Origin of the sequence: Liquorilactobacillus capillatus DSM 19910, assembly GCF_001434915.1 — a bacterium.
GTDB classification, from domain to species: domain Bacteria; phylum Bacillota; class Bacilli; order Lactobacillales; family Lactobacillaceae; genus Liquorilactobacillus; species Liquorilactobacillus capillatus.
In genome coordinates, this window is the sequence record NZ_AZEF01000027.1 from 247,830 (window position 1) to 272,745 (window position 24,916).

Consider the following 24,916-nt stretch of genomic DNA (forward strand, 5'->3'; position numbering starts at 1 on the left):
CTGCAGCATACCTTGGGTGAAAAATTTCTGGGCATCTTACTGCAGCTTTTTATTTTTTTCTTTGTTAATTTTTTATTTAGATCAAGCGTCTAAAAATTGCCGCTAACGACTCGATCCGCTTGATTCGATCGGCCACTTGTCCTGCCATAAAAGCCCCAATTATCGTGTTTCCCTCATTAACTGCCGCATGCAGCGAAAGTGCCCTGTTAGCCGTTCCCAAATTGAGTACGCGAGCAAAGATTCCCGCCTCTGACTTCTTAATAGTCGTTCCTGGATTACTTGCAGCAACAAGCAATTCCTTATACTTGGCTGATATTTCACACTCCTCAGCTGCTAAAAAGATCGTCCCAGCTTGGACGCCTTGAGCTCCTAAACACTTAACCGCTTCAATCGAGTTATGATCATAAATACCACCAGCAGCGACCACTGGCAGTTTAGTATGCGCTGTTACTTGCGGCAGTAGCGTTAACAGTGTTTCAGTTCCAATATGTCCGCCGGCTTCCATTCCTTCAACAACCAGTCCATCCACCGCCAATTTCTGCATTTTATATGCGATCTTCAGATTGGGAACCACTGGATAGATTTTCACTCGCGCCCTTTTCAGCTGTTCAATATACGGCTTGGGTGTTCCCGCCCCAGTTGTAATAACTGCTACTTTTTCCTCGCAGATTACTTGGCATAAAGCCGCTGCCTGTTTCTCAAACAAAACAACATTGACCCCGAAAGGTTGATCCGTTAGTTTTCTTGTCTGCCGAATCATTTCACGCAACTTTGCCGCAGTTCGACCACCACTGGCAAGAATCCCTAGCCCTCCAGCATTAGAAACTGCAGCAACAAATCGTGGTGTAGTGACCCATGACATCGCTCCTTGAAAGATCGGATATTTTAGCCCTATTTCCTGATACCACATTGGTAATACACCTGCTTTCATTTATCGCAACGGAACATATTGCGGCTTACTCCAGTAACCATTCCTGTTGCCATTAACAGCAAAGATCGTTCCTGTTCTTGTCGTGGGCAGCACTTCTGCAAGAATAAATTCAGCAACAGCTTCCGTTGACCCCAGCTGCCACTCTACAGGCAATTCGCCATATTTAGCTTTAAGTTTAGCTATCACAGGAGCCGTCATCTCTGTCACTGCACCAGGTGAAACAGCATTTACCCGTATTGAACAACGTTGCAATTCCGCTGCTAAAGTATATGTTAGTCCAATAAGAGCAGCTTTAGCCGCACTGTAATTGGCTTGACCTGGGTTCCCTAGCAAACCGGCCTGCGATGTCATGAAGATAATCTGACCATTTGGATTTAATTTGGGAGTCAGTGCTTTAGTAACATTAAAAGCACCTGTCAAATTCGTTGCAAGCACATCATCCCAATCTTCAATGCACATTTTCTCCCACCAATTATCTGCGATCATACCTGCATTATTAACAATGTAATCGATATCAACAATCCTTGCAAGTTCTCTTTTAGCCGCTGTTCGATTTCTGATGTCAAAACAACTGGTCATAACTTTATTCGTTTTTTTGGATAAGATCAACTTTTTCTCGCGTAAGACGTACGGATTTCGTCCCTGCAAGATGACTTCTAATCCAGCTGCAGCAGCTTTTTGCGCCAACATCCATCCTATTCCGCGCGTTGCACCTGTAATTAATATTTTTTTCATTTTTTTATTTCCATCTCCCCTTTGCCAGCAGTACTTCTCTATCATCTTTTACCCAACTAATCCTGAATGCAACATCTTCAATTTTAATTACGATTTCTTCCTCTGAATATAGTGGATGCAGAAAAGTGATACATAGCGACTGCACCGCTGTCTGTTTTATTTCAGTACAGTATTCTTCAACTTTTTCCAACAGCAAATTTCCTGGTACAATCTGCCTTGTTCCACGATGCAGTGGATTACGGTCATTAGAACGCCGTAAATAGTCATTGACCATCGCCGGTGTAATATTTAAATACTTTTTCATCCCATTCACTTTCTGTCATTAATGTTATCCCAACTCGGGCCATCATTTTTTTACCATGGTCCAATTCTAAAATCAGTTCAATAATCGCTTTTCCTTTTGAAGTTCGATGTTTCTTGACAAGATACAGAATAGTTTGGTCAATTATAAAAGGCGGTGAAAAAATTAGATCAAAATTCTCAGTCAGTAAAAGGTTATTGCCATTTTTATATTCCGGTGGCAAAGGTAAGTGTTGCCACATGCTTGCCAAATGACTACACAGATGCGGCGAAACAAGTTTCTGTGCTGCAATCTTTTGCTCACAAATTTTAAGCATTGTCTTCTTCACTCCAGTAAGCATTACCTATTAAAAGACTAGCGCCTAACCCACCAGCAACACATAGAGTAACGAGTCCCAACGCAGGACGTTTAAGTCGGTTCAAAATGTTCAGCAAATGAGTAACCAGAATTCCGCCAGTTGCTCCATATGGATGTCCATATGCTAATGCACCGCCTAGTATATTCAATTTTTCAGCTGGGATTTGCAGTTTTTTCTGGCATAACAATGCTTGAACAGCAAATGCTTCATTAAGTTCGACTGCTGCTAACTGTTCTACTCGCAGATTAAAACGCCGTAATAATTTTTGGGTAGCGTAAACCGGGCCTAAGATAAATTCTTCAGGAGAGCAGCCGAGCAATTCCGATCCCAGCAGATACCCCGCTGTAGGTTCAGCTGCAGTGTATTTTTTTAAAATAACGGAAGAAGCACCATCATTAATGGGGCAACTGTTACCGGCTGTGCAAACCCCAGCAGGTGTAAATGCTGATTTTAATTGTCCCAACACTTCCACCGTTGTATTAAATCGCGGGCACTCATCTTGAATCAGGCGCTTGTATGCAAGTATCTCAGGAGTTAATAACCCCTTAGAAAAAGCAGTGTAAGCTTTTCTTTGACTCATATAAGCAAAGTAATCAATTTGCTTGCGTGTCAAACCATATTTTACAGCTTGAGCATCTGCAATAACACCAACATCTTGGTCAAGATAAGGTCCTGCCGTCATAGGGTAGCGTTGGCTCTTTTTACCAGTAATACAATCAAAAATTGTGTTCGCATTTGAGTTACTCTCAACTCCACCGGTTAATACCATCTTAGCATTTCCTGCCAAAATATTGGCAGCACCATCAATGATAGCAGTTAAACCTGAAGCACACTGGCAATCGATTGTTTGAGCCGAGACTGTCGGAGAAAGGCCAGCAGCTAAAGCACAGCGCCGCGCTAGGTTTCCACCCTGATTCATTACATTACCCAAATAAACTTGATCGATTTCATCCAAACTAATTGCTTTCTTTTTCAATTGCTGTACTACTAATTCAGTGTATAGTGACTCTGGTTGCGCATTTTGCAACATACCATTGACTTTTCCGATAGGCAAACGTTCAGCAGCAATGATACTTACCTTTTGGTTAAATTCCATTAAAGTCTCCTCTTTCATACCTCTGCGTTAACATTCGACGTGATACTTTTTGGTTAGATTCACTGAGGATCTGCGTAACATAAATATATTCTTGCGGCCGTTTAAACTTTGCAAGGTTTTGGACAGCTTTTTGTTCAAAAACAGTTTGCGATGTTTTACAGACCACTAACGCTACAATTTTTTCACCATATACTCTGTCCGGTACGCCAAATACAACAGCTTCTTCTGCTACACGTAGAAGCTGTTCTTCAATCTCACTAGGGAAAATCTTATTTCCACCATGATCAATAACATCACTTTGCCGTGAATAGACAAATAACTTTCCATATTTAAATTCACCCACATCACTTGTTTTCACCCTTTTAGGATGCTTTTTCCCTAAATATCCTGAAAACAAATAAGGACTCTTAACCTCAATTAGCGACGAAGTATTGTGCAGTAACTGTACTTCATCAAAAAGTTGTCCAACACAGCTGACCTCTTTCCCCTTATTCAAGTCCTGCCATGAAATCATACTTGTCTCCGAGGTACCATACATTTCAAACAAGTTTGTTTTAGTAGCTTGACTTTGAATTTTTCTAGGTAAACTAGGATGCAGACACCCGCCACACATCACTAAAGTAGAAATATTTTTCCAAGCAATCTCATTGGCTTTCTGTTCAATAAACGATGGTACTGCAAAAAGCGCCAGTTGCGGTAAGACAATACTCGACCATTTTGGCTTAAGGTACATTACTTTGCCTAAAAAGAAACTCAATAATAATGTATGCAGGCCTAATGACGTCGCCAATGGGCTCGGTGTTGCCATCGATTTACAGTCTGACAATTTAAAATGCTGGTTGCAAACTAGAAATCCTGCTCGCCAAGAGGACCAGTTGCGGCAATAGACCTTGGGAATTCCTGTCGTTCCCGATGTTAGACCTAAAAATAAAAGATCATTCGCCATAGCTGGTTGTGGTCTTGTTCTTACCTCCTCAATAAACTGCCAGTTGCCGTTCAGATTAGTTAGTATCTCATCCAAATATTGCAGAATGTGTTCACTGACAATGATTGGAACTCGTCCAGCATAATGTATTGCTAAGAACTCATCAACAAAACTAAGTTCTTGGCGTCCGATTATGACAACATATTGGCAGACCCAGTGATACCGAGATGCTTTTTGATGAGCTCTTGCCGCGAGCTCATTATAGCTAAAAGACCCTTTTCTTGTTATCAATGCTGTTTGTTCACCATAGTGATCCGCAAGCATATCAAAATCAAAATGTTTAGTCATTAAATTATCCACACCTTTAAAAAATTTCAACTGAACTAATTATATTATTTGTTAACCATGTATTCAATATAAGTTAACGTGGATGTTTATATTTAAATTAAAAATCTACCTAAATCATTAGTCATGGCAGTTTGATTAACATATGATTAATTTTGTACTACACTTAAGGTAAGTTGTAGTTCGTAAGTAACTGAATGTTCAGATGATTGCGAGTCTGGACTATATTAATAGCTACTCTTTTTAATGTTAGGTTCATAATTCGAAAGGATGATAATAGCGTGAAAATAACATTAGTAACACAATACCTCGAAGGTCATGGAGGAACTGAACGGGTAATCTCAGAACTAATCAACCATGACTTGCAAAATACCTATCAAGTGCTAGTCCCCGCAAGCGGAGAACCTGAGTGGCTTCAATGGTTCACACGTCAAAATGGTTACACAGTTAAAATCTGCCACCATACCTCTGAAGAACAACAACGTGTTTTTGTAATTCGACATATTTTAGCCCAGCAACCTGACATCGTTCTTTGTCTAGAAGGAAAAGCCAATAAGTTAGCCGCTGATATTCGTCTCCATTACCACTGCCATTTCAAAATTATTTCATGGGGACATACCTCGATGATTGACTCACAAAACTTTCGCCGTGAAAATATCAACAAAGCTGACTACCACTTGGCAATCAGCTCTGGAATTAAACAACAACTAATTGATTTTGGAGCGGTGCCAGAGAATGTCTTCTTGATCTTTAATCCAATTGAAACAGCTACACATAAGTTAATCGCACCCCCGCAAATAGGTGCACCCTTTCACGCCGTGTTCATCGGACGAGTTTTACTAGACGATCAAAAAAATGTCCGTATGTTATTACACGTCCTAGCCAAACTGCCCTTTGAATGGCAGATCGACATTTTTGGTAAGGGTAAAGATCTTACAGCAGCTCAAAAACTTGCGCAACAACTAAAAATTGCTGAACATATTAACTGGCGCGGTTGGGTTCCTGATCCGTGGAGTGAAATTACAGAAGCCGACTGCCTGTTGCTATGCTCAACATACGAAGGCTTTCCAATGGTCATCGTAGAAGCAGTCTCACATGGTCTTCCAGTCATTTCAACAGACTGTCCCACCGGACCAGCCGATATTATTACTAATCAAAATGGTATTTTGACACCAACAAATAATCAGGCTGCATTTATCGCTGCTTGTACAAAAATGTACCGTCTCCGGAATGTATTCGACCGAAGGCAAGTTAAAAAAACAGCGCTTAAATTTGATACTGCAGGCTATATCAATAAAATACAAGAAATCTATACTTATGTTAAAACTACCACACATTTGCATTCTGCTTTAAGTTAACTATTAAATAGCAAAAGCCCTTGATCTACTGCCAATTGGTTACTAAATCAAAGGCTTTTTTGTTACTAAAAAATAATTACTTCTACATAAAACATAAAATTAATAGGTAATTTTCTTGACCATTTTTATTTATGTGCTATGATATATCGTGCGCATCAGGCACTTTATAAAGGAGTTTTTATTATGATTGAACCAGGACATGAACCCTATGATGAATTATGTTTTTCAGTTTACACAACGAATCGTTATTTTCATCATTTATGCAATCTCATACTTCAAGACTATAATCTGACCTATCTGCAGTATATGGTGCTGTTAGTGGTCAAGACAAAAAAACAAACAACTTTAACAGCGATTTGTTCTAAGTTAGATCTTGCCAATAACACAATTACCCCTGTTGTTCAAAAACTTGTTACTAAAAAATGGCTAACAAAGAAAAAAGCAGCTGGCGATAGCCGCTTTTTAGAAATCTCGCTGCATGCTGCTTCCCTGAAAAGTCTAGCAGAAATAAGGGAGAAAATCGGTTACGTTCAATATCGCTTCAGCCAAGTGGCTGAGCAACCCATTGAAGAACTCATTGAGCAGTATACAACGTTAAATACTAGCTTGATTAAACTAAACCAAAATCTTGCCGATGACTTCTAATTCATTTCACTAAGTACATAATTTCAACCTTAAATTAAGAGGATTAAGTCAAAATAGTATTTTTGACTTAATTCTTTATTTTTTTACCCAATCTACCATTGCAAACGTTTGCTGTAAATGTTATATTAACTACAGTAAACGTTTGCAAAAGTACTAGCCTAGATATAGCTATTACCCCAAAACACTTTTTAACACGCACGCTTAATAATTGCCACAAAATATTTTGGCATTATTCAACGTCAGTATAAGCTACACATATTAAACTAATAATGGAGGTCTTTATTATGACAACTAAAAATTGGTGGCAGCACGCTGTTGTTTATCAAGTTTACCCTCGCAGTTATCAAGACAGTAACGGTGATGGTATTGGTGATTTAGCAGGACTTAAATCACGCTTATCTTACATTAAGAAACTAGGAGCAGATGTTATCTGGCTCAACCCAATTTATGAATCTCCCGATAAAGATAACGGTTATGATATCAGTAATTACCGCAAAATCAATCCTAAGTACGGTACAATGAAGTCTTTTGAGGATCTGTTAACTGCGGCACACAGTAAAGGACTCAAGATTTTAATGGATCTTGTTGTCAACCATACTTCTGATCAGGCTGAATGGTTTAAAGAAAGTCGAAAATCAAAGGATAATAAATACCGTGATTACTATATCTGGCGTGATCCTAAAGACGGTAAGGCACCCAATAACTGGGGTTCTTACTTCAGTGGACCAGCTTGGAAATATGATGAAACAACCAAACAATATTACTTACACTTATTTGAAGAAGGCCAGCCTGATCTAAACTGGGAGAATCCTGAAGTTCGTGAATCTGTATGGGATATTATGCGTTTTTGGCTTGATAAGGGCGTTGACGGCTTCAGAATGGATGTTATTAATTTAATTTCCAAACCAGAAGGCTTACCGGATGCTCCTGCTCCAGATAACGCTGCGTATGGTGATGTTCAGGCAGTTGTTGCGGATGGTCATCGTTTAAATGAATTTCTTAAAGAAATGAATCAAAAGGTTATCTCAAAATATGATATTATGACTGTCGGTGAAATGCCCGGTTCAACTCCAGAAGATGTCATTGATTATACTGGGTTGAACGCGCATGAATTAAACATGGTTTTTCAATTCGAACACGTTAGCCTCTCCCCTAACCCTAATAAACGTTTAGGCAAATGGAATGATCAACCAGTTGCGCTGGTTGACTTAAAACAAGCCTTATCCCGTTGGCAAAAAGCGCTTGACGGTAAAGCTTGGAACAGCCTTTACTGGAATAACCATGATCAACCCCGTGCCGTATCACGTTTCGCAACTGATAACCCTAAATATCGTGAAAGAGCAGCTAAAATGTTAGGCACGACCCTCCATATGCTGCAAGGAACACCTTATGTTTACGAAGGTGAAGAACTTGGCATGACAAATGCTCATTACAAGGATCTTAAACAATATGAAGATGTTGAGTCAATCAATGCTTATAAGGAATTGGTTGAAAAAGAAGGAATCGTTGATAAACCAACTATGCTGCGATACTTAGCACATATGTCACGAGATAATGCCCGAACACCTATGCAGTGGGACGACTCAGCTCATGCTGGTTTCACAACAGGTAAACCTTGGTTTGACTTAAATGCCAATTATCCTGACATCAACGCAAAAGCCGAATTAGCAGATTCTAACTCAGTCTTTTATTACTATCAGAAACTAATTAAATTACGCCATCAAGAAGACATTATTGTCTATGGTAACTATGAAGAACTTGATCCTCAAGATAATGAGGCGTTCTCCTATCGGCGCCATTATCAAGGGCAAACATTACTTGTTATGACCAACTTTACTGATCACACGATTGAGCGTGATTATGATCAAGCAGATTATGATGAGCTTTTACTCAGTAATTACCATGAACATCTAGGTCAAACAACTTTGCAGCCTTATGAAGCACGTGTTTATTTAAAGAGAAATTAACACAAGCACCTACAAATAAGACCAGATCAAACTTCAACTTTGATCTGGTCTTATTGTGTATATTTCAATGTATCTAAAAACTAACCTTCTTAAATCTCATTTTAATCGTTAAAATTTTACTAAGATACATTAATTTTTAAAAGCCTTTTACTTAACTCATCGCTAATCATTTGACATGGTTAAAAGCATGTGTAATCTTCTGCGGCTTCAGCAACAGTAATGTTACTATTGCACATAGGATATTACTGCATGTAAAGATTAAGAAAACATTAGCTGTCCCAAAATCACCAATCAAAATAGGTGAAATCAAACTAACCACAAAATTAGTTAACCAAATAACCGTAGTTGAAATTGCCATAAAACGTGCTTTGATTTGCTGTGGGAAGATCTCTGACAGCATCAGCCAAGTAACAGGGCTGACAATACCTTGTTGGACTGCTAAAAAGAATGCTAGTAACAGTAACACGGTAACATTAGTACTTGCTTGCGAAAAAAGACTTGTATGCAAAACAACTGCCAGCAATCCTAAGAAAATAGCGTTTCCCAGTAGACCTAAACCCAGCATTTGTCCATGTTTATGTTTAACAATTACCCTTGTTCCAACAAGTGCAGCTACTGTTGAAATTGTCCCGATAAGAATATTGCTGTAAAGAGATAAACCTCTGCTCATCCCAACCTTTTCCAGCAAAATAGTTCCATAATACATCACGGCATTGACCCCAGACAGTTGTTGAATGATTCCAATAATAACACCAGCTGTCAAAAGATAACGAAGATGCTTATTACCGATCAAAGCTTTAATTCTCAATTTATTTTTAACCGTTTTTGTAGTTTTTCCCGCTTGCTGGAGGCTATTATGAACATCTGTCTGTGAGAAACCTAATTTTTCAAAATTTTCTTTTGCTTGCGTTAATGAATTATTCAAAACTTGCCATCTAGGACTTTGCGGTAAATCAAAAGATAATAAAACTAGCAGAATTGCTGGCAAAGCTGCAACTCCCATCATTACACGCCAAATTGAAGACCAGTTTCCCCAAGTATTTCCTAGAAATGCATTAACAATAAACGCTGCTAATTGTCCAACAACAATTGCTACAGCATTTTTATTGACATTTTGTGAACGCCACTGGCTAGGTGAGATTTCCGCTAAATACATTGGTGCAAGGTTCGATGTACATCCAATCGACAAACCTAATATCGTCCGAAAGGCAATCAGCATATTTATTGATAACGCAAAAGAACAACCTAATGTTGCGATCGTAAAAATAAGAGCAACTAATTGCAATGTAGCTTTTCTACCGATTCTATCTGCTAAGCGACCACTTAGTAAAGCCCCAAAACAACAACCGATAATTAATGAACTTGAGACAACTCCTTGTTGCGTTGAATTCAGATTTAACTGATCTGGTTGGCTCAAGAAGGAGAGCGCACCATTGATGACACCTGTATCATACCCAAATAAAAAGCCGCCTAATGCAATTACAGAAGATGTATGTTTTAAAAATGAATCTTCAGTCTCTTTTTGTCTGTATTGCAGCATACTATTTATCCACCTCATTTATTAATCTATAACTAAGCAACTGTGTATCTATAATTTTCATATATAGCATTCACATAGTAACTCCTGTCATCTCCTCTTCAATCATGTTCCACTCTCAGAACAAGTTCACAAGCACCTGCACTTTACTGCTTCAACTTTTTGTCCAGATTGTAAAGATCTCGGTACATTAGAAAACTATTACACTTCTCATTATAGTATTAATTTCACAAGATGAGGTCGCAGACGCTTTTATTTAAACTTCATTTTCTCTCCAGATCATCACTCTATTTTTGATCACCTAATCTTAATTCAAGACAAATAAGAGACAGTCAAAGATTTTCTTTGTACTGCCTCTTATTTCATCTATCGCAAAACTACTATTTGATTATTGCAAATAAAACCCCAGCCATTCCTGACTGGGGCTATCAGTTGAATACTGCTTGAGAACTATTAATCCCCAAGCAGTAACATACTAACAAATATACTTATTTTTGTTAAAAAATATGGCCCTCATTAATTTAAATTTTAAGAATTTTTACGATTCTCTTTTTTAAATTATTATTTTTTAAAATTTGTCTATGGACAAAAACAAATATTACACACTTTGTCCTAACTAACAGCAGTTAAAATAAAAGGGATAAAAAAGTGTTAAATATTTTGTAAAAACATTACTTCGTTATATATTTATGTTAAGGAGGTGTATTTATTATGGAAATCAACATTGCATGTATCCGTGATCTTCTGAATATTGTCGCAAATAAACCTTTTGGTCAGTACATTAATAGCCGTGATCTGCAACTTGAACAACACTATCCTAAACAACTTGTTTCCTCAACGATTCAAATGCTCTATGAGGGTGCTCTTATTAAGGTTGAAAATGAATATCTATTGAATGATGACACTAATTACTCGATTGGTGAACTGACCAAAAGTGGATGTTGTTTATTATCTTGCTTAAAAGACGAAACCTTTTTTAAAGAGGTCGCTAAAGCTATTGAGTCAAATAATAAACTTATTACGATCAGAGACCTGCAGCACTTAGCCTTTGATTACCAAAAACACTATAATTAGCAAACCAGACTGCTTAAATCATAGACAATTTGTTCCGTCACTTTCAAATCAACTGTTTGCAATTCAGACTACGGTGGTTTTAGCAGAATCACTTCTTATTCATACATACATTATCAAACATCCGGCTGTCTAACCACCATACTCCCTAACTGTCTAATTTACGCATCACAGTAAAAATAGCCTCTGAGTTACTAATAGAACTAACTCAACTAAACCTTAATTTCATATATTTTAAATAGCAGGAGGATCTAATATTGAAAAAAATATTTTTGTTAAGTACCATCGCTCTTACTTCAGTAATTTTTGCAGCTTGCGGTAACAGTACTACAAGTAAAAGTAATCATAAAACTGCCAGTATGAGCAAAACAGTTTCCACTTCAAAAAAGAGTTCATCTAAAAAAACAGTAGTAAGTAAAGATTCAACCAGCAGTTCAACTGAAACAGCCAGTAGCCAATCAATTACAGCTGATACGAATACTTCAAGTGTCATAACTTCAAATTCCCAAGCTACCAGCAGTTCCATTACTGCTCAATCTTCACAGATTCAAGCCTCTGACAGTAATTCCATATCTTATAACGAGAAAACTTTAACTGGCTTTTTAAACAAATATGGTATGTCCCCTACTGCTTACAAAGTTGAACACCAAGGGATGACAGCATATGATGCGTTAAAAAGTACTCCCGACACAATGAAAAGCTCAGGTGAAATACAGGCTGAACACTTAATGGACCAGGGATACCTCGATCATAATGGTCAAGAAACTGATAAAGGCAAGCAACAGGCACAGCAAACACCGGATTCTAAAACTGATTCTGAAACAGAAGATGACGGTTATTAGCATTAAAAACTACACCTAAAATATTTCTAATTGCAGTAATATGGTTATTATTTATTTTAATCTCAAAATAATACTCTTCAGACTGACGCTTTATATTTGAATCGTAATTTGTTTATACATCCTAAAATAGCCATCTAATAATTTATATTGCATATTAATATCAGCATATCATAGAGACTGTTATACTTTAGGTGTTCCTAAAATAATTTAGAAGGGAGTGTCTTTTCATGAAGACTCTGGATAGTATTGCACTTGGCTTATTGATTGTAGGTGGTCTGAACTGGCTTTTTGTTGGAGTATTTAATTTTGACGTTGTCGCCGCTATTTTTGGCGGTCAAACATCAATTCTTTCCAAAATTGTTTATATTATCGTTGGTATCTGTGCTCTCTATTCATTGAAGTTCTTCTCATTTATTACAAGTTCTGCTAAGAACAAAGGCTAAATTAACTTAGCCGGCTTTAGGCCGGCTTTTTTATGCATAAATTTGCCACTAACTTAACCTAATTTTTATTCAATTAAACATAAAGTATTTTTATCTGTTACTTAATAATATAATAGTTACCTTATTTTTTAAGGCAAGCGTTAATTCTAGTCCAGATGAGATATTCAGTACTGTATTATTTTTTTATAATGACCATTAATATAACATCTAAGATATAGGCCGTTTGTTTTACTGGTAATTTAAGCAGCAAGCGTGCTACAGTAATCATATAGTAGAGTAATAATTGAATCTTCATTGTAAAGAATACTATTGTCCAGATACTGATGACATTAAAAGCTGAATTCTTATTAGGGGGGAACGACCATGCAAGAAAATAGTAAAACTGTTCCTGCAGAAATCAAAGGCTGGAACTGGGGCGCATTTATGTACAATATATTTTGGGGCATCGGTAATAAAACATACCTTCCGCTCTTATGTTTAATACCTCTTTTTAATATTGTTTGGGTCTTTGTCTGTGGTTTTAAAGGTAACGAATGGGCTTGGCAAAATGGCGATTATAAAGATATTGCAACCTTCAAAGCCGTTCAAGCTACTTGGAACCGTGCTGGCCTTGTTCAATTTATCATTGCTGCTGTCGTCATCGTTTTGTATATCATTTTCTTTGCCTCGCTCTTCTCATCATTAATGAATTCATACTAATCAGATAATAGCTTATTCTTTGACAATCAAACTGAGCAAACTCAGTAGACACATTCTTATATTATGGGTGTGTCTTTTATTTGACTAAAGTAACTTGATGAAGAGAATCTTAATATTAGCTTTTAAACTGCTTGTCATAAGCAGAAGCAAACCAACTGTTGAATTCATCTTCGGTTTTGAATGCTTTGAATGGCTTCTCTTCTTTACCTTCAGGATCCGGATTACCACCATTGGGATCTTTGCCCCCATCCCCTCCGTCTCTACCAGTTAAGGAATGAGAGCTTATTTATGCTACCTCTTTAAATCTACACCAACATAATTGCATATTTCTTTTATTCGCTTTCTAGTACATTCAGTATCTGACATCTTTCCATAAATCAACTGATGGACATATGGATGGGAAAGACCAAAATGGTGTGCAATATCCAGCTGGGTCCCTGGTTTAATTCCCATACGCTTATTATGTCTTAACCCTAGCAAAATTATATCTTCTAATTTATCCGACATTATAAATCACTCCTATTATTTTCGAGTTTATTTATAAATACGCAAAAAGTTTTAATCAAAGCTCCCTTGGTACGTATATGTTTAAAGAGTATTGTACAACAATGGAACCAAAAAGTATCTTTCAACCTCGTCTTAATTCTCTATCATTGATATAAATCTCTGATCCTCAAAGCAAATGAACTTGATTGTAAAGTTTGTTTGCTTTTTTTATTCGCAACTAAAATCTAAAAAGCATAGAAATGCACAGTTGTTATTTTTTATGATTCAAATTCTTGAATTGAACTACGATCATCATTTTTATCATATCTTTCTTCAAAATCGTTATTAGTATATTCAGTAATTACCTTACGCCAAAATGCTTGTGCTGGATAATTATTCTTTATTTGAAGTACTTGCCATCTCCCTGGAAATAACTTAAAAATAGCTTTTGCAGCTTTCTTACCTATGCCTTTACCTGAAAAATAACGCATAACAAAAAACTGTTCAATAAAACTTGGCTGATTATTATTTGATTCCCTTACTAAGGCAAAACCAGCTATTCTATCACCTGCTAAAATAAAAAAAGCATGGTAATACTTACTCTCCCAATAGTCTTTGAGATTAACTAATTTAAACAGTCCCTCTGAATTAACTCGGACAGATGGAACATAAACACTAAACTCGTATTGATATAATTGAAATAAGTTTTGTAATACATCTTCTTTTTCTTTTGTAATATTTTTTAAAGTGACCTCCATTGTCGTCTCCCTTGAGCTTTATATTTTTAATTGTCAAGCTTTGAAATCAGTTATCTAAAATACATTAGTTACTAGCAGATAATCAGCTCGCGTAACTCATTCTAAATTAAAATGGAAATCAAAACAATAGCAAGTAAAAAGAGGTCCTTAAAAGTTGGATAGCTATTTTTATATTTGTATTAAAAATAGTATCTCTGATACTATAATTCAAAAAAATAATAGAAATACAAAAGCACCTCTTGTAATGAGTGTAAGCTGTTCATTTAATATTATTGCTCAGGTAGCGCCCTTAGAAGCATATAGGATAAAATACTAATTAGAAAATGCTGTTTTTACGGTGTTTTTAAGTTTTCTACTATATAACCCTGAGTTTTCTCAACAACATCAAAACTATCATCCCAAATTACATCATGTGCAATCTTAGGAAATTTAGCAAGCTTATCTTTTAAGCTGTCTTAACCTTTCCATTCAACATTAGCCACCAGTTTGCCCACCGGATGTTCCTGTACTTAAATCAGCAATATCTTTAAAGTGAATCGTAGTCATTGCCTTAATTGCATCAGCAGACGGAGCAACTGGCAAGTGTTGACCAAGCAACCATCCTTCTTGAATAACTGCTACTGGCTGTTTGCCTTCCGTAACATCTACTTCATTGTAAGTTACCCCGATCGCCTTAGCATCGTTCGTTGGATAAACGGTGCCAGCTGGAATAATCTTGTGACCAAGTCCATCAGTTTGTACATTATAGTTAGTATCATCTACAGTTTGTGTAAATGATGTCACTTTTTCAGAAACCAAGAAATTTAACTGATTGACTTCTACCTTTTTCTTTACATACATAGATATTCCTCCTTATTTATTTAACTGTGTCCCAAATACTCTTTGCAGCGCCTTTGCTCTGCTTATTCCGTTCTTCGGCTATTGATTCACTAGTAGACTTCGAACCGCCATCCCATCACCGGCACCAGGTGTCTTAGAAGAATTAGCCAGCGCCTTATCAACACCTTGTTTGAGTGCCTCACGGAATCCTTCGGTAACTTCTTTGTAAGTTGTTTCAAGATTATCTGTGTCAGCAAATGCAGGAGTGAAAGCCTTAACCAAGCTCACTGGCAGTCCATCTTCAGCGAGTTTATTCGTGATATTAGCACAATTCTCTTTGACAGTAACTTCCTGTTCACGCTGATTGAGCTTTTCTTGCTTCTGATTGAAGTCGTACTCAGCTTTCTCAGCATCAGTCATCTGTTCATAATACTTCTTTTCCTTGGACTCCTTCTCCCATTTGGCTTTCAGATTCTCCGCAGCTTTTTCAAACTGCTTGTCATAAGCAGAATCAAACCAACTGTTGAATTCATCTTCGGTCTTGAAAGCTTTGAAGGGCTTGTCTTCTTTACCTTCAGGATCCGGATCACCGCCATTGGGACCTTTGCCCCATCCCCTCCCTCCGTCTCCACCAGCAGGATCTCCACCTTCAGCGAAACGTTGCAGATTCAATAAAGTGCTGTAAAATCGTATCTTTTCCATTGTGATTCCTCCTTAGCTCATGCACATTTAATTCACCCCACGAAAAATAGCACCCCACACACGGCAAGCTGCCTCATGTACAGTGCTATCAATCATTATGTAAAGTAGTTAAACCCACACACGCTATTTAATTTAAGTAGTTTAACGACCTTGCTCAGGTTAAATCTATTTTTTGTATTTCAATAATGTACAAAAAAGTCTTATACTTATAGTCGTTTAACAAGTTAGGAGTTTTTTTGTGGAATGGATAAAGAACAGGCTTAATACTTTACTGGATAATTTGATCTTTCATTTTATTTTAAGTACTACTGCCATAACCGCATTTTTTATGTTTTTTTCAAAAAGCCTTAAAGTTATTTTTTCTAACATTTATTTTTGGATAGTATTAATTGCTGTTGCCCTATTTTGGCTAATGTTATATAAAATTAGAAATATTCATATGAATAATCAAACTGGCTATCCTAATGATAATATTCTAACTGTTGGAGATACCCATAATATTCCTTTTTTTGATGGATTTTTTTTAGTTAACTTCAATATAAATCTTAATAATGAATTATGTTTTTCTAGTATTGATGGCTTCTTTTGTCCAAAATGCAGAAGCAAACTAAAAGTTAAATCAAGTTTTCTGGGTAACTACAAATATTACTGTCCACTTGACAATTTAAAGTTTAAGAGTAATTACTCAAGCTCTACATGCAGAAATTATATTCATAATTTTTTTAACAGATATCTTTCAGTTAAAAAAAGCCCGGAAGAACTTAATAAACTCTTTGGCAGTGATAATTTCGATAAAGAATTAAGAAAAATATTAGCAAAATTATTTCCATCTATTTTTTAGTTCATACACTCTAAAACGCAAAAATAAAGTTTATGTCTAAATTTAAGTTTGTTTCTCATTCATTAATCATTCTTTCCCAGTCTCAATCCGTTGTGTCTTAGCTAATCTTGAATTTCTTACCGGTGTTAGGATTGTTTGCATTCCTTGTGACAGCATATGGACTGTTAGCAAAATGAATAACTGCCACTGTCCGGCAATTCGGATGAAACGGTGGGTAATCTGTGCCAACCTCTGCAGCCTTAGTTTTGAACACTTTACCGTCCATATGCTGGCATATTTGAGACGTACGTTTATCAAGGACTGCAACAAGTTGATACTCTTTTACGTCTCGTTCTTTCCAACTATCAAGTTTTGTCTTGTTATGGAAATAATTAGCTTCAGTCCTAATTAATCTCTTTACATTGTAAATACCGGCACCAAACTCTTTCTCAATCACCTGTGCCATCTCACACTCAGACATTCCGGACATCTGCTGGGCGGTAAATAACTCATGGAGTCTCTCAGCTAACTTATCGGTGTTGTTCCAAATACGCTGTGAGTAATTCTTACCGTGCCATCGTTCGTTCAGCGTCTGCTTAACGTAACGAGTAGAGAGTTGCTTAAACTTTCTTCTCTGGAACTGCATTGACTGTGGTAACTTTCTTGCCAGCTTCAGGATTAACAATATTTATCTTGCGTACCTTTTTTATCCAGATCAGCGACATAACCCTTTTCGTAAAGTTGAACATCTTTTGTGACATCGCCAATAATCTTTTCTGCAGTGGCTTGATTCCATGCATCTTGAATTACTTTTGTGTATAGATCAGTTGAATGTTCAATTTCAACACTAGCTGCCTGTTTAACAGCAATATAGGGCTTGGCCTGTAACTCCTCTAAGCGACTAATCCGTCCCTTAGCTGCCAAAGCTGACAAGTAATCGGTGACTTATTTCTTAGACTCAACGTCTGTAACATTCTTAGCCAACGCACGCAAAGTTACAAGCTCGGTAGAGCTAACTGTAGTGCTCATAATTCCTTCTGCTTGTGCCATCGTTGACATCATCATGTGCTTTTTATTCGTCCCTAACAGCTCTTAGCTCCCAGTAAGTTAACTTGTCTTTATCAGCCCTTTGTAGTAAACGAGAGGTTTACTGATAAGAGCAAGAGTAGCTAACCATCGTTCACACATTAAACTGTAGCGTAAACTATGTCTTTACCAAGTATATCAAAACCTGCATGACCACCGATTACTTTGGTCATAACTTGATACTCATTATATTTGCTTTGCAACTTACCTTTGTAAACCTACTCTATTTTTAGCATAGTATTTTACATACTAACATACTTACATTCTAGATATGTTAGTTAATCACTTTTCTAACGCTAGGCTATGAGTTGGGCTACCCATGACCTCTTCTTATTCATAACTTAAAACTATATACCCCCCAATAATAAATACTTTTATCACATTTTTCTGAATGTACGGTGCATTTGATCAAGAATAAAAGAAGTCATCGCAACCATGTCGTCAAAATATATATGAATTTTTTCTTTATCAACTTTCATTAACTGTGCTTTATTTAATGATGCTTTTTGCGAAAGAAAATTCATGGTTTCTTCAACTTGTGCACTACTTCTTTTCAATTTTTCAAGCAAATATATATACTTTTTTTCGTCATTAGCATTTGCCGCCCTAACAATTGTTTGTAATGACCCTGCATTATGCATAAGTTCATGCAAATTATTATTCAATTGTCTTGCTGAATTTCGTACATTTACAGGGTCAAGTTCAGCTAAACTATGCATCAAGACGTTAATATCACTAACTGCCGTTTCAAATAGTACGTCTTTTTTTTCAAATTCTTGAAGGCAAAATTGTAATTTAAATATTTTACCCTGAACATCAAAATTATTTTGCTTATTTATTTCAAGTTGTTTATATATCTCTTGCTTATTTTTCTTAGCATCAACTGTTGCTTTATAAGACTGATACAAAGAAAATAATACAGCTGTAAAAGTTGCAATAGAGCCGCCCAAATCAGCCCAAGAACCCACTTCTAATCCCCATATTGTCATTAAATTTCTCCTTCATTTATTCATTACACATTCATTTTAGCTACCATTATACTCGCAAAGAAGATACAAAAAAAGCAGCTCAATAGCTGCTTTTATAGGTATTTAAGGTTCACATCTCTCACCCGTCTTGTCTACTTTAAAAAGATAAATATTACCTATCACTTTAACAATAATAATAAAAGCTTTCAAATTAAAAAGAATTCTCTTGAACAGAATATTTAATATATATCTTTCAACACCGTATCACCACGCACGTTTTAAAAATTCTGAATTATCATCCATAGAAATAATATTAGGTAATACACCTCCTAAAGTCGCCAAGATAATCAAAGAAATAGCTATTGAATCACTCACACTTCTACGTAAGTTTTTCAAATTACATATACAAAAAATTATCAAAGATACAATGAGTTAGATGTTAACTCTGAAATTAAGCATACCTTATCTTGCATATTTCATTTACTAGTATCTGGTATCAAATAATTTTTTCGCAAAAATTTGTATACATAGCTTCAGAAGTAACCATTATCAAATTTTCCACGCTCATAACGATTGATGACACCAGCCTTGGTTTGATTAAATTAATTACGTCCAATGCAGTATCTTCTTCATGAAAAGTAATACTCATTAAAGCAGCTGTGTCCTTTTAATATAGGATCAAAATTTCATCAATTAATTTACGTATTTGTTTTTGATCTAAACTTTTTTCTTTAGATTCTCGTACCATTGATAATTCAATATTAAAGCTAGTTCCATTAATTCTCTTTAATTGTGCTATTGCTTTATTGATTGGATTATCTTTAAAATCATCTACTGCTGCAAAACTAAAACCTGAACCCTTTACAAAAATACGTCGATAGATTTTATGTTTCTTTATTTTTGAAAACATAGAGGAAGTAACGATATCGGTATGTTTCTCAACTTTCCGATGATACCATTTTATTTAATGCACCGAAACTATCGTAATTTGTGCCAAATCAGCATTCACCACAAATTTTACCCCAAAGCTCTAATAATGAGTTTCTTCGACGGTACAATTTTCTGCCTGAATATCCCAAGCTTTCGCCTATTTCATTCCACCCCATATAATTTGCTTAAATAAATTTCCATTCATAGATCTCTTTTAATTCCTCGTTTTTTTAGAAAGTTCCTTTAAAAATTTATTACCACATTTTTTTAGCAACTCTAGTTTTTTCAACCTCTTGTCTTTTTTTAATCGATTAAGATAACTTTCTTCTGGTCTAGATATTTGACTTCCTCGACCGCTATCAATATTTCCAATAAGTGTAGGTTTTCATGGAGATATTAAATATACCTTTCGAAGTCTGATTTGGTTCTCAATTCTAGCCATTATTTATATATTCGTTTCCTACCCCATGTACTGTTGCTTGGTTGCCTTTTATCCCTTTCTTATAATTAAAACTAATAGTTCTACTGATACAGCATTTTACTTCAATACTTTTCTCTTGCTATTTTATACAACATCTAATTCAATTAGATTGCTAAAAACGGATTACAAAAAAACCTTTTGTCCTTTTTATGTTACTTTTTTACGATTTAATCTTATAATTAAAAGTATGACTGTGAAAGCAAAGTAATGTCTGCTACTATTAAAAACTGATGTCCAGAAAACTGATGACAATAAAAGCTGAAATATTAGGGGGAATAAAGATGTCTAAGAAAATAATAGGAGAAGATGGAAAAACGTACAAAGTAAAGAAACCTTTCTACAAAAGAATATGGTTTTGGGTTTTAGTTGTTCTGGTGATATCTGTAGGATCACAGATGGGTAATTCTAAAAGTGACTCAGCTAAAAATACATCTAATAATTCTTCAAAAACCGCAAGCTCTAAATCTAATTCCGCTAAAAAAAGCGTTACAGGTTTGACTGAAGGAAACTTTAACAAAATAACACTTTCAGAAAATAATGGGACTACTGTTGCAGATGTTCAAAAATTATTTGGTAAAAAAGCAGATTCAACCTCGGAACAAACTATTCAAAATATCAAATCAGAAATGCATGCTTTTAATAATGTCGATGGTGGAAGTTTAGGTTCCAATATTATTGTTGGTTTTTCAAATAACCACGCAATTTCAAAAGCAATAACGGGTATAAAAGTTGACCGCGTTAAAAAAGTATCATTAAGTGAATTTAACAATGTTTCTAATGGGACTACTAAAGATAAAATCCAAGCAAGTTTTGGTAAGCCTAATGGTATTAGCTTAACCAATATTGGTGATCAAACTACTGAGATATGGACTTACACATCTGGTGTTAAAGGCTCATTAGGCTCCAATTTCGAAATAACTTTTACAAATGATGCAGTTTCGGGTAAAACTCAAACAAATATGCAATAAAAAACACATCTCTCCCCGACCAAGACGAAAGATGTGTTATACAATTTATACATAGAGGTAATATGCGCCCTTTTGTATTATATATTAAATAAGGAGAGTACAGGATTTGAACCTGCGCGCCGGTATTAGCCGGTTCGCCGGATTTCGAGTCCGGTGCATTACCACTCTGCCAACTCTCCAACAACGGTAAATATTATATCAATTTATTGGAGAAAAAGCAATAGTCTATTTTAGTCTCTACATAACCCTTGTGACTGAATTGCACGCCAGAGATCATCCCGTTTAGTTTTATGACAGTTAAGTTTTTGCGACGTAATTTGTTTTGTAAACGAATCAATTCTACGGTTGGCAGCACGCAAATCATAATATGTTTGAACAAGTTGATCATAATCGGACATTTGCTTAACATCAACTTGACGCTGATAAGTATTTTCGAAGAAAGTAAATTCAATTGGGAGTCGTGGCTTCAACTGCGGCTGTTGATCTGCTTGACCAACTTGAAGTCCTAAAATTGGATATGTCAGTGGCGGTAATTCTAGGACGTCCAGTAATGCAAAAGGATCATTATTGATACTCCCAAGGATCACTGCACCTAAATCCATACTTTCAACAGCGTTAACTACGTTTTGAACCCGTAAAACAGTATCTTGCATAGCCTGCATAAAAATATCAGTTTTATGTAGGCGTCCATCGTCTTTCCCTAGCTGCTGTCTAATCTGCTGATTACGATAAAGGTCAGCGATAAAAATAAAGAGATCCCCATTTTTGCCAACATATTCTTGATTAGTAATTTGCCTAATCTTGTCCCGCTTGCTCCTATCTGTAATATGTAAAATTGAAGTTTGCTGCATGAACATACTGGTAGCGGTTTGACTGGCAACTTCTTTAATCATCTCCAACTCATCCGTTGTCAACGTACGCTCTTTAAAAGCACGAATCGTACGGTGTGTTACCTGTTTTATTGTTGTCTGATTTCTAATCATCTTTTAGCCCCCTGTTTACCTACTTAGCCCAACACCCAACTTCTTAAAAACAAAAGATGCCTCATTCCCCTAGCAGGGCGATGATGGCATCCTTAAGCTTATTCTATTTATTTTAATTGACTACTTAACTTCTAAGATTTTTACTTTCATATTACCGCCTGGTGTGGGAATTGAAACTTCTTGACCTAGCTTGCATCCAACCAAACCCTTAGCGATAGGTGATTCATTAGAAATCTTTCCTGAGAATGGATCAGCTTCTGCAGCTCCAACGATCGTATAAGTTTCTGGTTCTTCGTCAGGGAGTTCTTTAAAGGTTACTGTCTTTCCCACTGCGATTTCATCAGCATCAACATTACCATTATCAATAATCTCTGCATGATTAACCATTTGTTCAATCGTTTTAATCTTACCTTCAACAAATGACTGTTCATCTTTTGCAGATTCATATTCTGAGTTTTCGGATAAATCCCCAAAACCACGTGCAATCTTAATCCGTTCAATAATTTCTGCACGTTTGGATGTTTTTAAAGTTTCAAGTTCTTCTTCTAATTTCTTTTTACCTTCAAGAGTCATTGGATATTTTTTTTCTTCTGCCATTAACAAACACACCTCTTATAAAATTAATTACGCTTCAAGCGTATCACAATTAGGATAACCCGGTAAAGCAATCTTCCTCCGTAGATCGTAACTACTTACGATTACTGCGTAGAACATCACGGACTTTCGTTGTTAACAGGTCAATGGCTACTTGATTTTTTCCACCTTCTGGTACAATGATATCCGCGTATCTCTTAGTTGGTTCAATAAACTGATGATACATTGGTTTAACTGTGTGCAAATATTGGGTTATGACTGATTCTAATGAACGTCCACGTTCTCTAATATCTCGTCTGATTCGGCGAATGATTCGAATATCATCATCGGTATCTACAAAAACCTTGATATCCATCAAATCACGAAGACGTGGGTCATGCAGTACTAGAATACCTTCAATAATAATAACCTCACGTGGTTGTTGTTCTAGGGTCTTAGGACTGCGTGTCAGTAACTTATAATCATAAATCGGAATATCAACGGTCTTCCATTCCAAAAGATCTTGAAGTTGCTTCAACAATAAATCTGTGTCAAAAGCATCTGGATGATCATAATTAACCTTGCCTCGTTCTTCAAGCGTCATCTTAGCTTGATCATTATAGTACGAATCTTGTTGTAGCAGCATCAATGAATACCCATGAAGCTGATTAAAGATTGCACGGCTGACAGTTGTCTTCCCGCTGCCTGATCCCCCTGTTACACCAATAATTACTGGATGTTGTTTACCTGACTGTTCTATCATCAAAAATACTCCTTGTTTTTGCCACCACTATTTACCAGGAAATTTCCTTTTTTGTTACATTACTTGGCATCGTTTTCTTTACTTAACTTATCCGTTAATTTCTGATGCTGTTCATAGGTTTTAGAATAGTAAACTTTTCCAGTCTTCATATTAGCGATGAAATACAGATATCCCTTATCACGTTCTGCCGGATTCAAAACGGCCTTAATCGAAGTCAAACTAGGATTATTAAACGGTCCTGGTCCAACCCCTTGATGAAGGTAAAGATTATACGGCGAATCAACTTTGAGGTCTTTATAGGTAACATTCTTCTTGTGTTTACCCAATGCATAAAGAACTGAGATATCTGATTGAATCATCATTTTCTTATCCAAACGGTTTTCAAAAACTCCTGCGATACGGTAACGGTCCTTTTCAGTTACACCTTCACGTTCGACTAAAGAGGCTAATGTCATAACCTCTTGGACTGACATGTTCCGTTTCTTTACCTCAGTGTAATACGGTTCCATAACTGAATTTGTCTTAGCAACCATCTTGGTAACCAGTTCTTCCAAAGAAACTTTTTTGCCTGCAAAATAAGTTGCTGGATACAGATAGCCTTCAAGCTTATACCGAACATCTTTGGCACTAGCTGCTGATGTCAACAACTCTGGATATGTGCTTTTTAACTTATCAACAAACGCTTGATTATTTAGTAATGCTAAAAAGTCTTTCTTAGAAAACCGCGTATTGGCTTCAACTGCATCACCGATCGAGTCGGCTGTCACACCCTCACGAACAAGTACTTTACCTGTGTACCTCGACTCACTACTACCACCCTTTTGTAATTTCTGGGAAATCTGTTTTAATGTCATTGAGGGTTTCAATTCATAATAGCCGGCTTTAAATTGTCCGTATTTTTTAGTTTTAACATAGTAGTCAAAAACAAAACCACTTTTTATCACTTTTTTATCTTCTAGAATACTTCCAATCTGTTTTGTCGTACTCCCAATCGGTACCTTAACCTCTATCTTTTCATCGCTTTTTGAATCTAACGGCTGTAAGCCCCTATTTACATAGCGATAACCAATTACACCAACTGTAATCACTAATAGTACGATAACAAGTACAACGCCAACAACTATTTTACGCGCAATTGTCGTTTGTTTTGACTTATTCTTGTTGCTATTTTTATTGTTGATGTTGTTATCTTCCTGGTTATCCAAATTATCCCTCCGTTCGTAAAAGTACCCTTTCTATTATACAAAAACTTTATTTAATTTTCATTAAGAATAATAGAAAAACAGTAAAGAAATTATATCTATAAAAGCACACGGAGGCTTTTCC

The 24,916-nt window shown here is 36.2% G+C and carries 28 protein-coding genes and 1 tRNA gene; 9 read left to right on the plus strand and 20 right to left on the minus strand.

Annotation, left to right across the window (positions count from 1 at the left end; all coding sequences use genetic code 11):
• Nucleotides 1-76: 76 nt before the first annotated feature.
• From FC81_RS06875 to FC81_RS06900, 6 genes are read right to left on the minus strand one after another with little or no spacing between them, the layout of a single operon-like run.
• Entirely contained in the window at nucleotides 77-910 is an 834-nt protein-coding gene (locus tag FC81_RS06875) for an NAD(P)H-dependent flavin oxidoreductase (protein WP_235804648.1), read from the minus strand.
• A 21-nt stretch (nucleotides 911-931) separates the two neighbouring features.
• Nucleotides 932-1,666: an SDR family NAD(P)-dependent oxidoreductase gene (locus tag FC81_RS06880; RefSeq protein ID WP_057744740.1), complete on the minus strand. Its 735-nt coding sequence runs from the start codon at nucleotides 1,664-1,666 to the stop codon at nucleotides 932-934.
• Nucleotides 1,667-1,670: 4 nt separating this feature from the next.
• Complete coding sequence (locus FC81_RS06885) at nucleotides 1,671-1,970, minus strand: hypothetical protein (RefSeq protein WP_057744743.1); 300 nt, start codon at nucleotides 1,968-1,970, stop codon at nucleotides 1,671-1,673.
• Nucleotides 1,930-2,283, minus strand: coding sequence for a hypothetical protein (locus FC81_RS06890; RefSeq protein ID WP_057744746.1), 354 nt, complete (start codon nucleotides 2,281-2,283; stop codon nucleotides 1,930-1,932). The genes FC81_RS06885 and FC81_RS06890 overlap by 41 nt, the downstream gene beginning before the upstream one ends.
• Complete coding sequence (locus tag FC81_RS06895; protein WP_057744749.1) at nucleotides 2,276-3,421, minus strand: thiolase family protein; 1,146 nt, start codon at nucleotides 3,419-3,421, stop codon at nucleotides 2,276-2,278. The genes FC81_RS06890 and FC81_RS06895 overlap by 8 nt, the downstream gene beginning before the upstream one ends.
• Complete coding sequence (locus tag FC81_RS06900) at nucleotides 3,411-4,694, minus strand: AMP-binding protein (RefSeq protein WP_057744752.1); 1,284 nt, start codon at nucleotides 4,692-4,694, stop codon at nucleotides 3,411-3,413. Before FC81_RS06900 ends, FC81_RS06895 begins: the two co-directional genes overlap by 11 nt.
• 278 nt (nucleotides 4,695-4,972) lie before the next feature.
• Between FC81_RS06900 and FC81_RS06905 the strand changes: the two genes are divergently transcribed.
• The 3 genes from FC81_RS06905 (at nucleotide 4,973) to FC81_RS06915 (ending at nucleotide 8,661) form a co-directional block, all read left to right on the plus strand.
• Nucleotides 4,973-6,049 carry a glycosyltransferase gene (locus FC81_RS06905; RefSeq protein ID WP_057744757.1) on the plus strand — a complete coding sequence of 359 codons (1,077 nt, stop codon included), beginning with the start codon at nucleotides 4,973-4,975 and terminating at the stop codon, nucleotides 6,047-6,049.
• 183 nt (nucleotides 6,050-6,232) lie between these two features.
• The gene (locus FC81_RS06910) at nucleotides 6,233-6,694 is read left to right on the plus strand and encodes a MarR family winged helix-turn-helix transcriptional regulator (RefSeq protein WP_057744760.1); all 462 of its coding nucleotides are present in this window, start codon (nucleotides 6,233-6,235) and stop codon (nucleotides 6,692-6,694) included.
• A 284-nt stretch (nucleotides 6,695-6,978) separates the two neighbouring features.
• Nucleotides 6,979-8,661, plus strand: coding sequence for an alpha-glucosidase (locus FC81_RS06915; protein WP_057744763.1), 1,683 nt, complete (start codon nucleotides 6,979-6,981; stop codon nucleotides 8,659-8,661).
• A 166-nt stretch (nucleotides 8,662-8,827) separates the two neighbouring features.
• On the opposite strand, the gene FC81_RS06920 is transcribed toward FC81_RS06915, so the two are convergent.
• A complete protein-coding gene (locus tag FC81_RS06920) occupies nucleotides 8,828-10,198 on the minus strand; it encodes a sugar porter family MFS transporter (protein WP_057745076.1) in 1,371 nt (456 codons plus the stop codon).
• A gap of 711 nt (nucleotides 10,199-10,909) precedes the next feature.
• On the opposite strand from FC81_RS06920, the gene FC81_RS06925 reads away from it, so the two are divergent.
• From FC81_RS06925 to FC81_RS06940, 4 genes are all read left to right on the plus strand, one after another.
• The gene (locus FC81_RS06925; RefSeq protein WP_057744765.1) at nucleotides 10,910-11,272 is read left to right on the plus strand and encodes a DUF2513 domain-containing protein; all 363 of its coding nucleotides are present in this window, start codon (nucleotides 10,910-10,912) and stop codon (nucleotides 11,270-11,272) included.
• A gap of 254 nt (nucleotides 11,273-11,526) precedes the next feature.
• The gene (locus FC81_RS06930) at nucleotides 11,527-12,111 is read left to right on the plus strand and encodes a hypothetical protein (RefSeq protein WP_057744768.1); all 585 of its coding nucleotides are present in this window, start codon (nucleotides 11,527-11,529) and stop codon (nucleotides 12,109-12,111) included.
• Nucleotides 12,112-12,338: 227 nt separating this feature from the next.
• Nucleotides 12,339-12,554 (plus strand): DUF378 domain-containing protein, encoded by a 216-nt coding sequence (locus tag FC81_RS06935; RefSeq protein WP_057744770.1) that lies wholly within the window; start codon nucleotides 12,339-12,341, stop codon nucleotides 12,552-12,554.
• A 363-nt stretch (nucleotides 12,555-12,917) separates the two neighbouring features.
• Nucleotides 12,918-13,253 carry a hypothetical protein gene (locus FC81_RS06940; RefSeq protein ID WP_057744773.1) on the plus strand — a complete coding sequence of 112 codons (336 nt, stop codon included), beginning with the start codon at nucleotides 12,918-12,920 and terminating at the stop codon, nucleotides 13,251-13,253.
• Nucleotides 13,254-13,544: 291 nt separating this feature from the next.
• Here FC81_RS06940 and FC81_RS06945 read toward each other — a convergent pair whose 3' ends face one another.
• The 4 genes from FC81_RS06945 to FC81_RS06960 all read right to left on the minus strand — a co-directional run bounded on the left by FC81_RS06945 (nucleotide 13,545) and on the right by FC81_RS06960 (nucleotide 16,018).
• On the minus strand, nucleotides 13,545-13,760 hold the full coding sequence (locus FC81_RS06945; RefSeq protein WP_057744776.1) for a hypothetical protein: 216 nt from the start codon (nucleotides 13,758-13,760) through the stop codon (nucleotides 13,545-13,547).
• A gap of 257 nt (nucleotides 13,761-14,017) precedes the next feature.
• On the minus strand, nucleotides 14,018-14,497 hold the full coding sequence (locus FC81_RS06950) for a GNAT family N-acetyltransferase (protein ID WP_057744778.1): 480 nt from the start codon (nucleotides 14,495-14,497) through the stop codon (nucleotides 14,018-14,020).
• A 474-nt stretch (nucleotides 14,498-14,971) separates the two neighbouring features.
• Complete coding sequence (locus FC81_RS06955) at nucleotides 14,972-15,337, minus strand: hypothetical protein (protein WP_057744781.1); 366 nt, start codon at nucleotides 15,335-15,337, stop codon at nucleotides 14,972-14,974.
• A 78-nt stretch (nucleotides 15,338-15,415) separates the two neighbouring features.
• Complete coding sequence (locus tag FC81_RS06960) at nucleotides 15,416-16,018, minus strand: capsid assembly scaffolding protein Gp46 family protein (RefSeq protein ID WP_235804649.1); 603 nt, start codon at nucleotides 16,016-16,018, stop codon at nucleotides 15,416-15,418.
• Nucleotides 16,019-16,256: 238 nt separating this feature from the next.
• Here FC81_RS06960 and FC81_RS06965 point away from each other — a divergent pair, with 238 nt between their 5' ends.
• A complete protein-coding gene (locus FC81_RS06965; RefSeq protein WP_057744782.1) occupies nucleotides 16,257-16,859 on the plus strand; it encodes a hypothetical protein in 603 nt (200 codons plus the stop codon).
• Between the two features lie 97 nt (nucleotides 16,860-16,956).
• On the opposite strand, the gene FC81_RS11150 is transcribed toward FC81_RS06965, so the two are convergent.
• The 4 genes from FC81_RS11150 to FC81_RS06980 all read right to left on the minus strand — a co-directional run bounded on the left by FC81_RS11150 (nucleotide 16,957) and on the right by FC81_RS06980 (nucleotide 19,856).
• A complete protein-coding gene (locus FC81_RS11150) occupies nucleotides 16,957-17,484 on the minus strand; it encodes a minor capsid protein (protein WP_235804650.1) in 528 nt (175 codons plus the stop codon).
• Between the two features lie 32 nt (nucleotides 17,485-17,516).
• Complete coding sequence (locus tag FC81_RS11155) at nucleotides 17,517-17,771, minus strand: hypothetical protein (RefSeq protein ID WP_235804651.1); 255 nt, start codon at nucleotides 17,769-17,771, stop codon at nucleotides 17,517-17,519.
• 530 nt (nucleotides 17,772-18,301) lie between these two features.
• The gene (locus tag FC81_RS06975) at nucleotides 18,302-18,913 is read right to left on the minus strand and encodes a hypothetical protein (protein ID WP_057744785.1); all 612 of its coding nucleotides are present in this window, start codon (nucleotides 18,911-18,913) and stop codon (nucleotides 18,302-18,304) included.
• Between the two features lie 646 nt (nucleotides 18,914-19,559).
• The gene (locus FC81_RS06980; protein ID WP_338041714.1) at nucleotides 19,560-19,856 is read right to left on the minus strand and encodes a DUF6731 family protein; all 297 of its coding nucleotides are present in this window, start codon (nucleotides 19,854-19,856) and stop codon (nucleotides 19,560-19,562) included.
• A gap of 728 nt (nucleotides 19,857-20,584) precedes the next feature.
• On the opposite strand from FC81_RS06980, the gene FC81_RS06985 reads away from it, so the two are divergent.
• A complete protein-coding gene (locus FC81_RS06985) occupies nucleotides 20,585-21,271 on the plus strand; it encodes a DUF3862 domain-containing protein (RefSeq protein WP_057744791.1) in 687 nt (228 codons plus the stop codon).
• Nucleotides 21,272-21,362: 91 nt separating this feature from the next.
• On the opposite strand, the gene FC81_RS06990 is transcribed toward FC81_RS06985, so the two are convergent.
• The 5 genes from FC81_RS06990 to mltG all read right to left on the minus strand — a co-directional run bounded on the left by FC81_RS06990 (nucleotide 21,363) and on the right by mltG (nucleotide 24,795).
• A tRNA-Ser gene (locus tag FC81_RS06990) sits at nucleotides 21,363-21,450 on the minus strand.
• Between the two features lie 51 nt (nucleotides 21,451-21,501).
• Complete coding sequence (locus FC81_RS06995; protein WP_057744794.1) at nucleotides 21,502-22,254, minus strand: NADPH-dependent oxidoreductase; 753 nt, start codon at nucleotides 22,252-22,254, stop codon at nucleotides 21,502-21,504.
• Between the two features lie 120 nt (nucleotides 22,255-22,374).
• Nucleotides 22,375-22,851, minus strand: a complete 477-nt coding sequence (gene greA, locus FC81_RS07000) for a transcription elongation factor GreA (RefSeq protein WP_057744798.1) — start codon at nucleotides 22,849-22,851, stop codon at nucleotides 22,375-22,377.
• 91 nt (nucleotides 22,852-22,942) lie between these two features.
• Nucleotides 22,943-23,590, minus strand: coding sequence for a uridine kinase (udk, locus tag FC81_RS07005; protein ID WP_057744803.1), 648 nt, complete (start codon nucleotides 23,588-23,590; stop codon nucleotides 22,943-22,945).
• Nucleotides 23,591-23,649: 59 nt separating this feature from the next.
• Nucleotides 23,650-24,795: an endolytic transglycosylase MltG gene (mltG, locus tag FC81_RS07010; protein ID WP_057744806.1), complete on the minus strand. Its 1,146-nt coding sequence runs from the start codon at nucleotides 24,793-24,795 to the stop codon at nucleotides 23,650-23,652.
• Nucleotides 24,796-24,916: the final 121 nt, after the last annotated feature.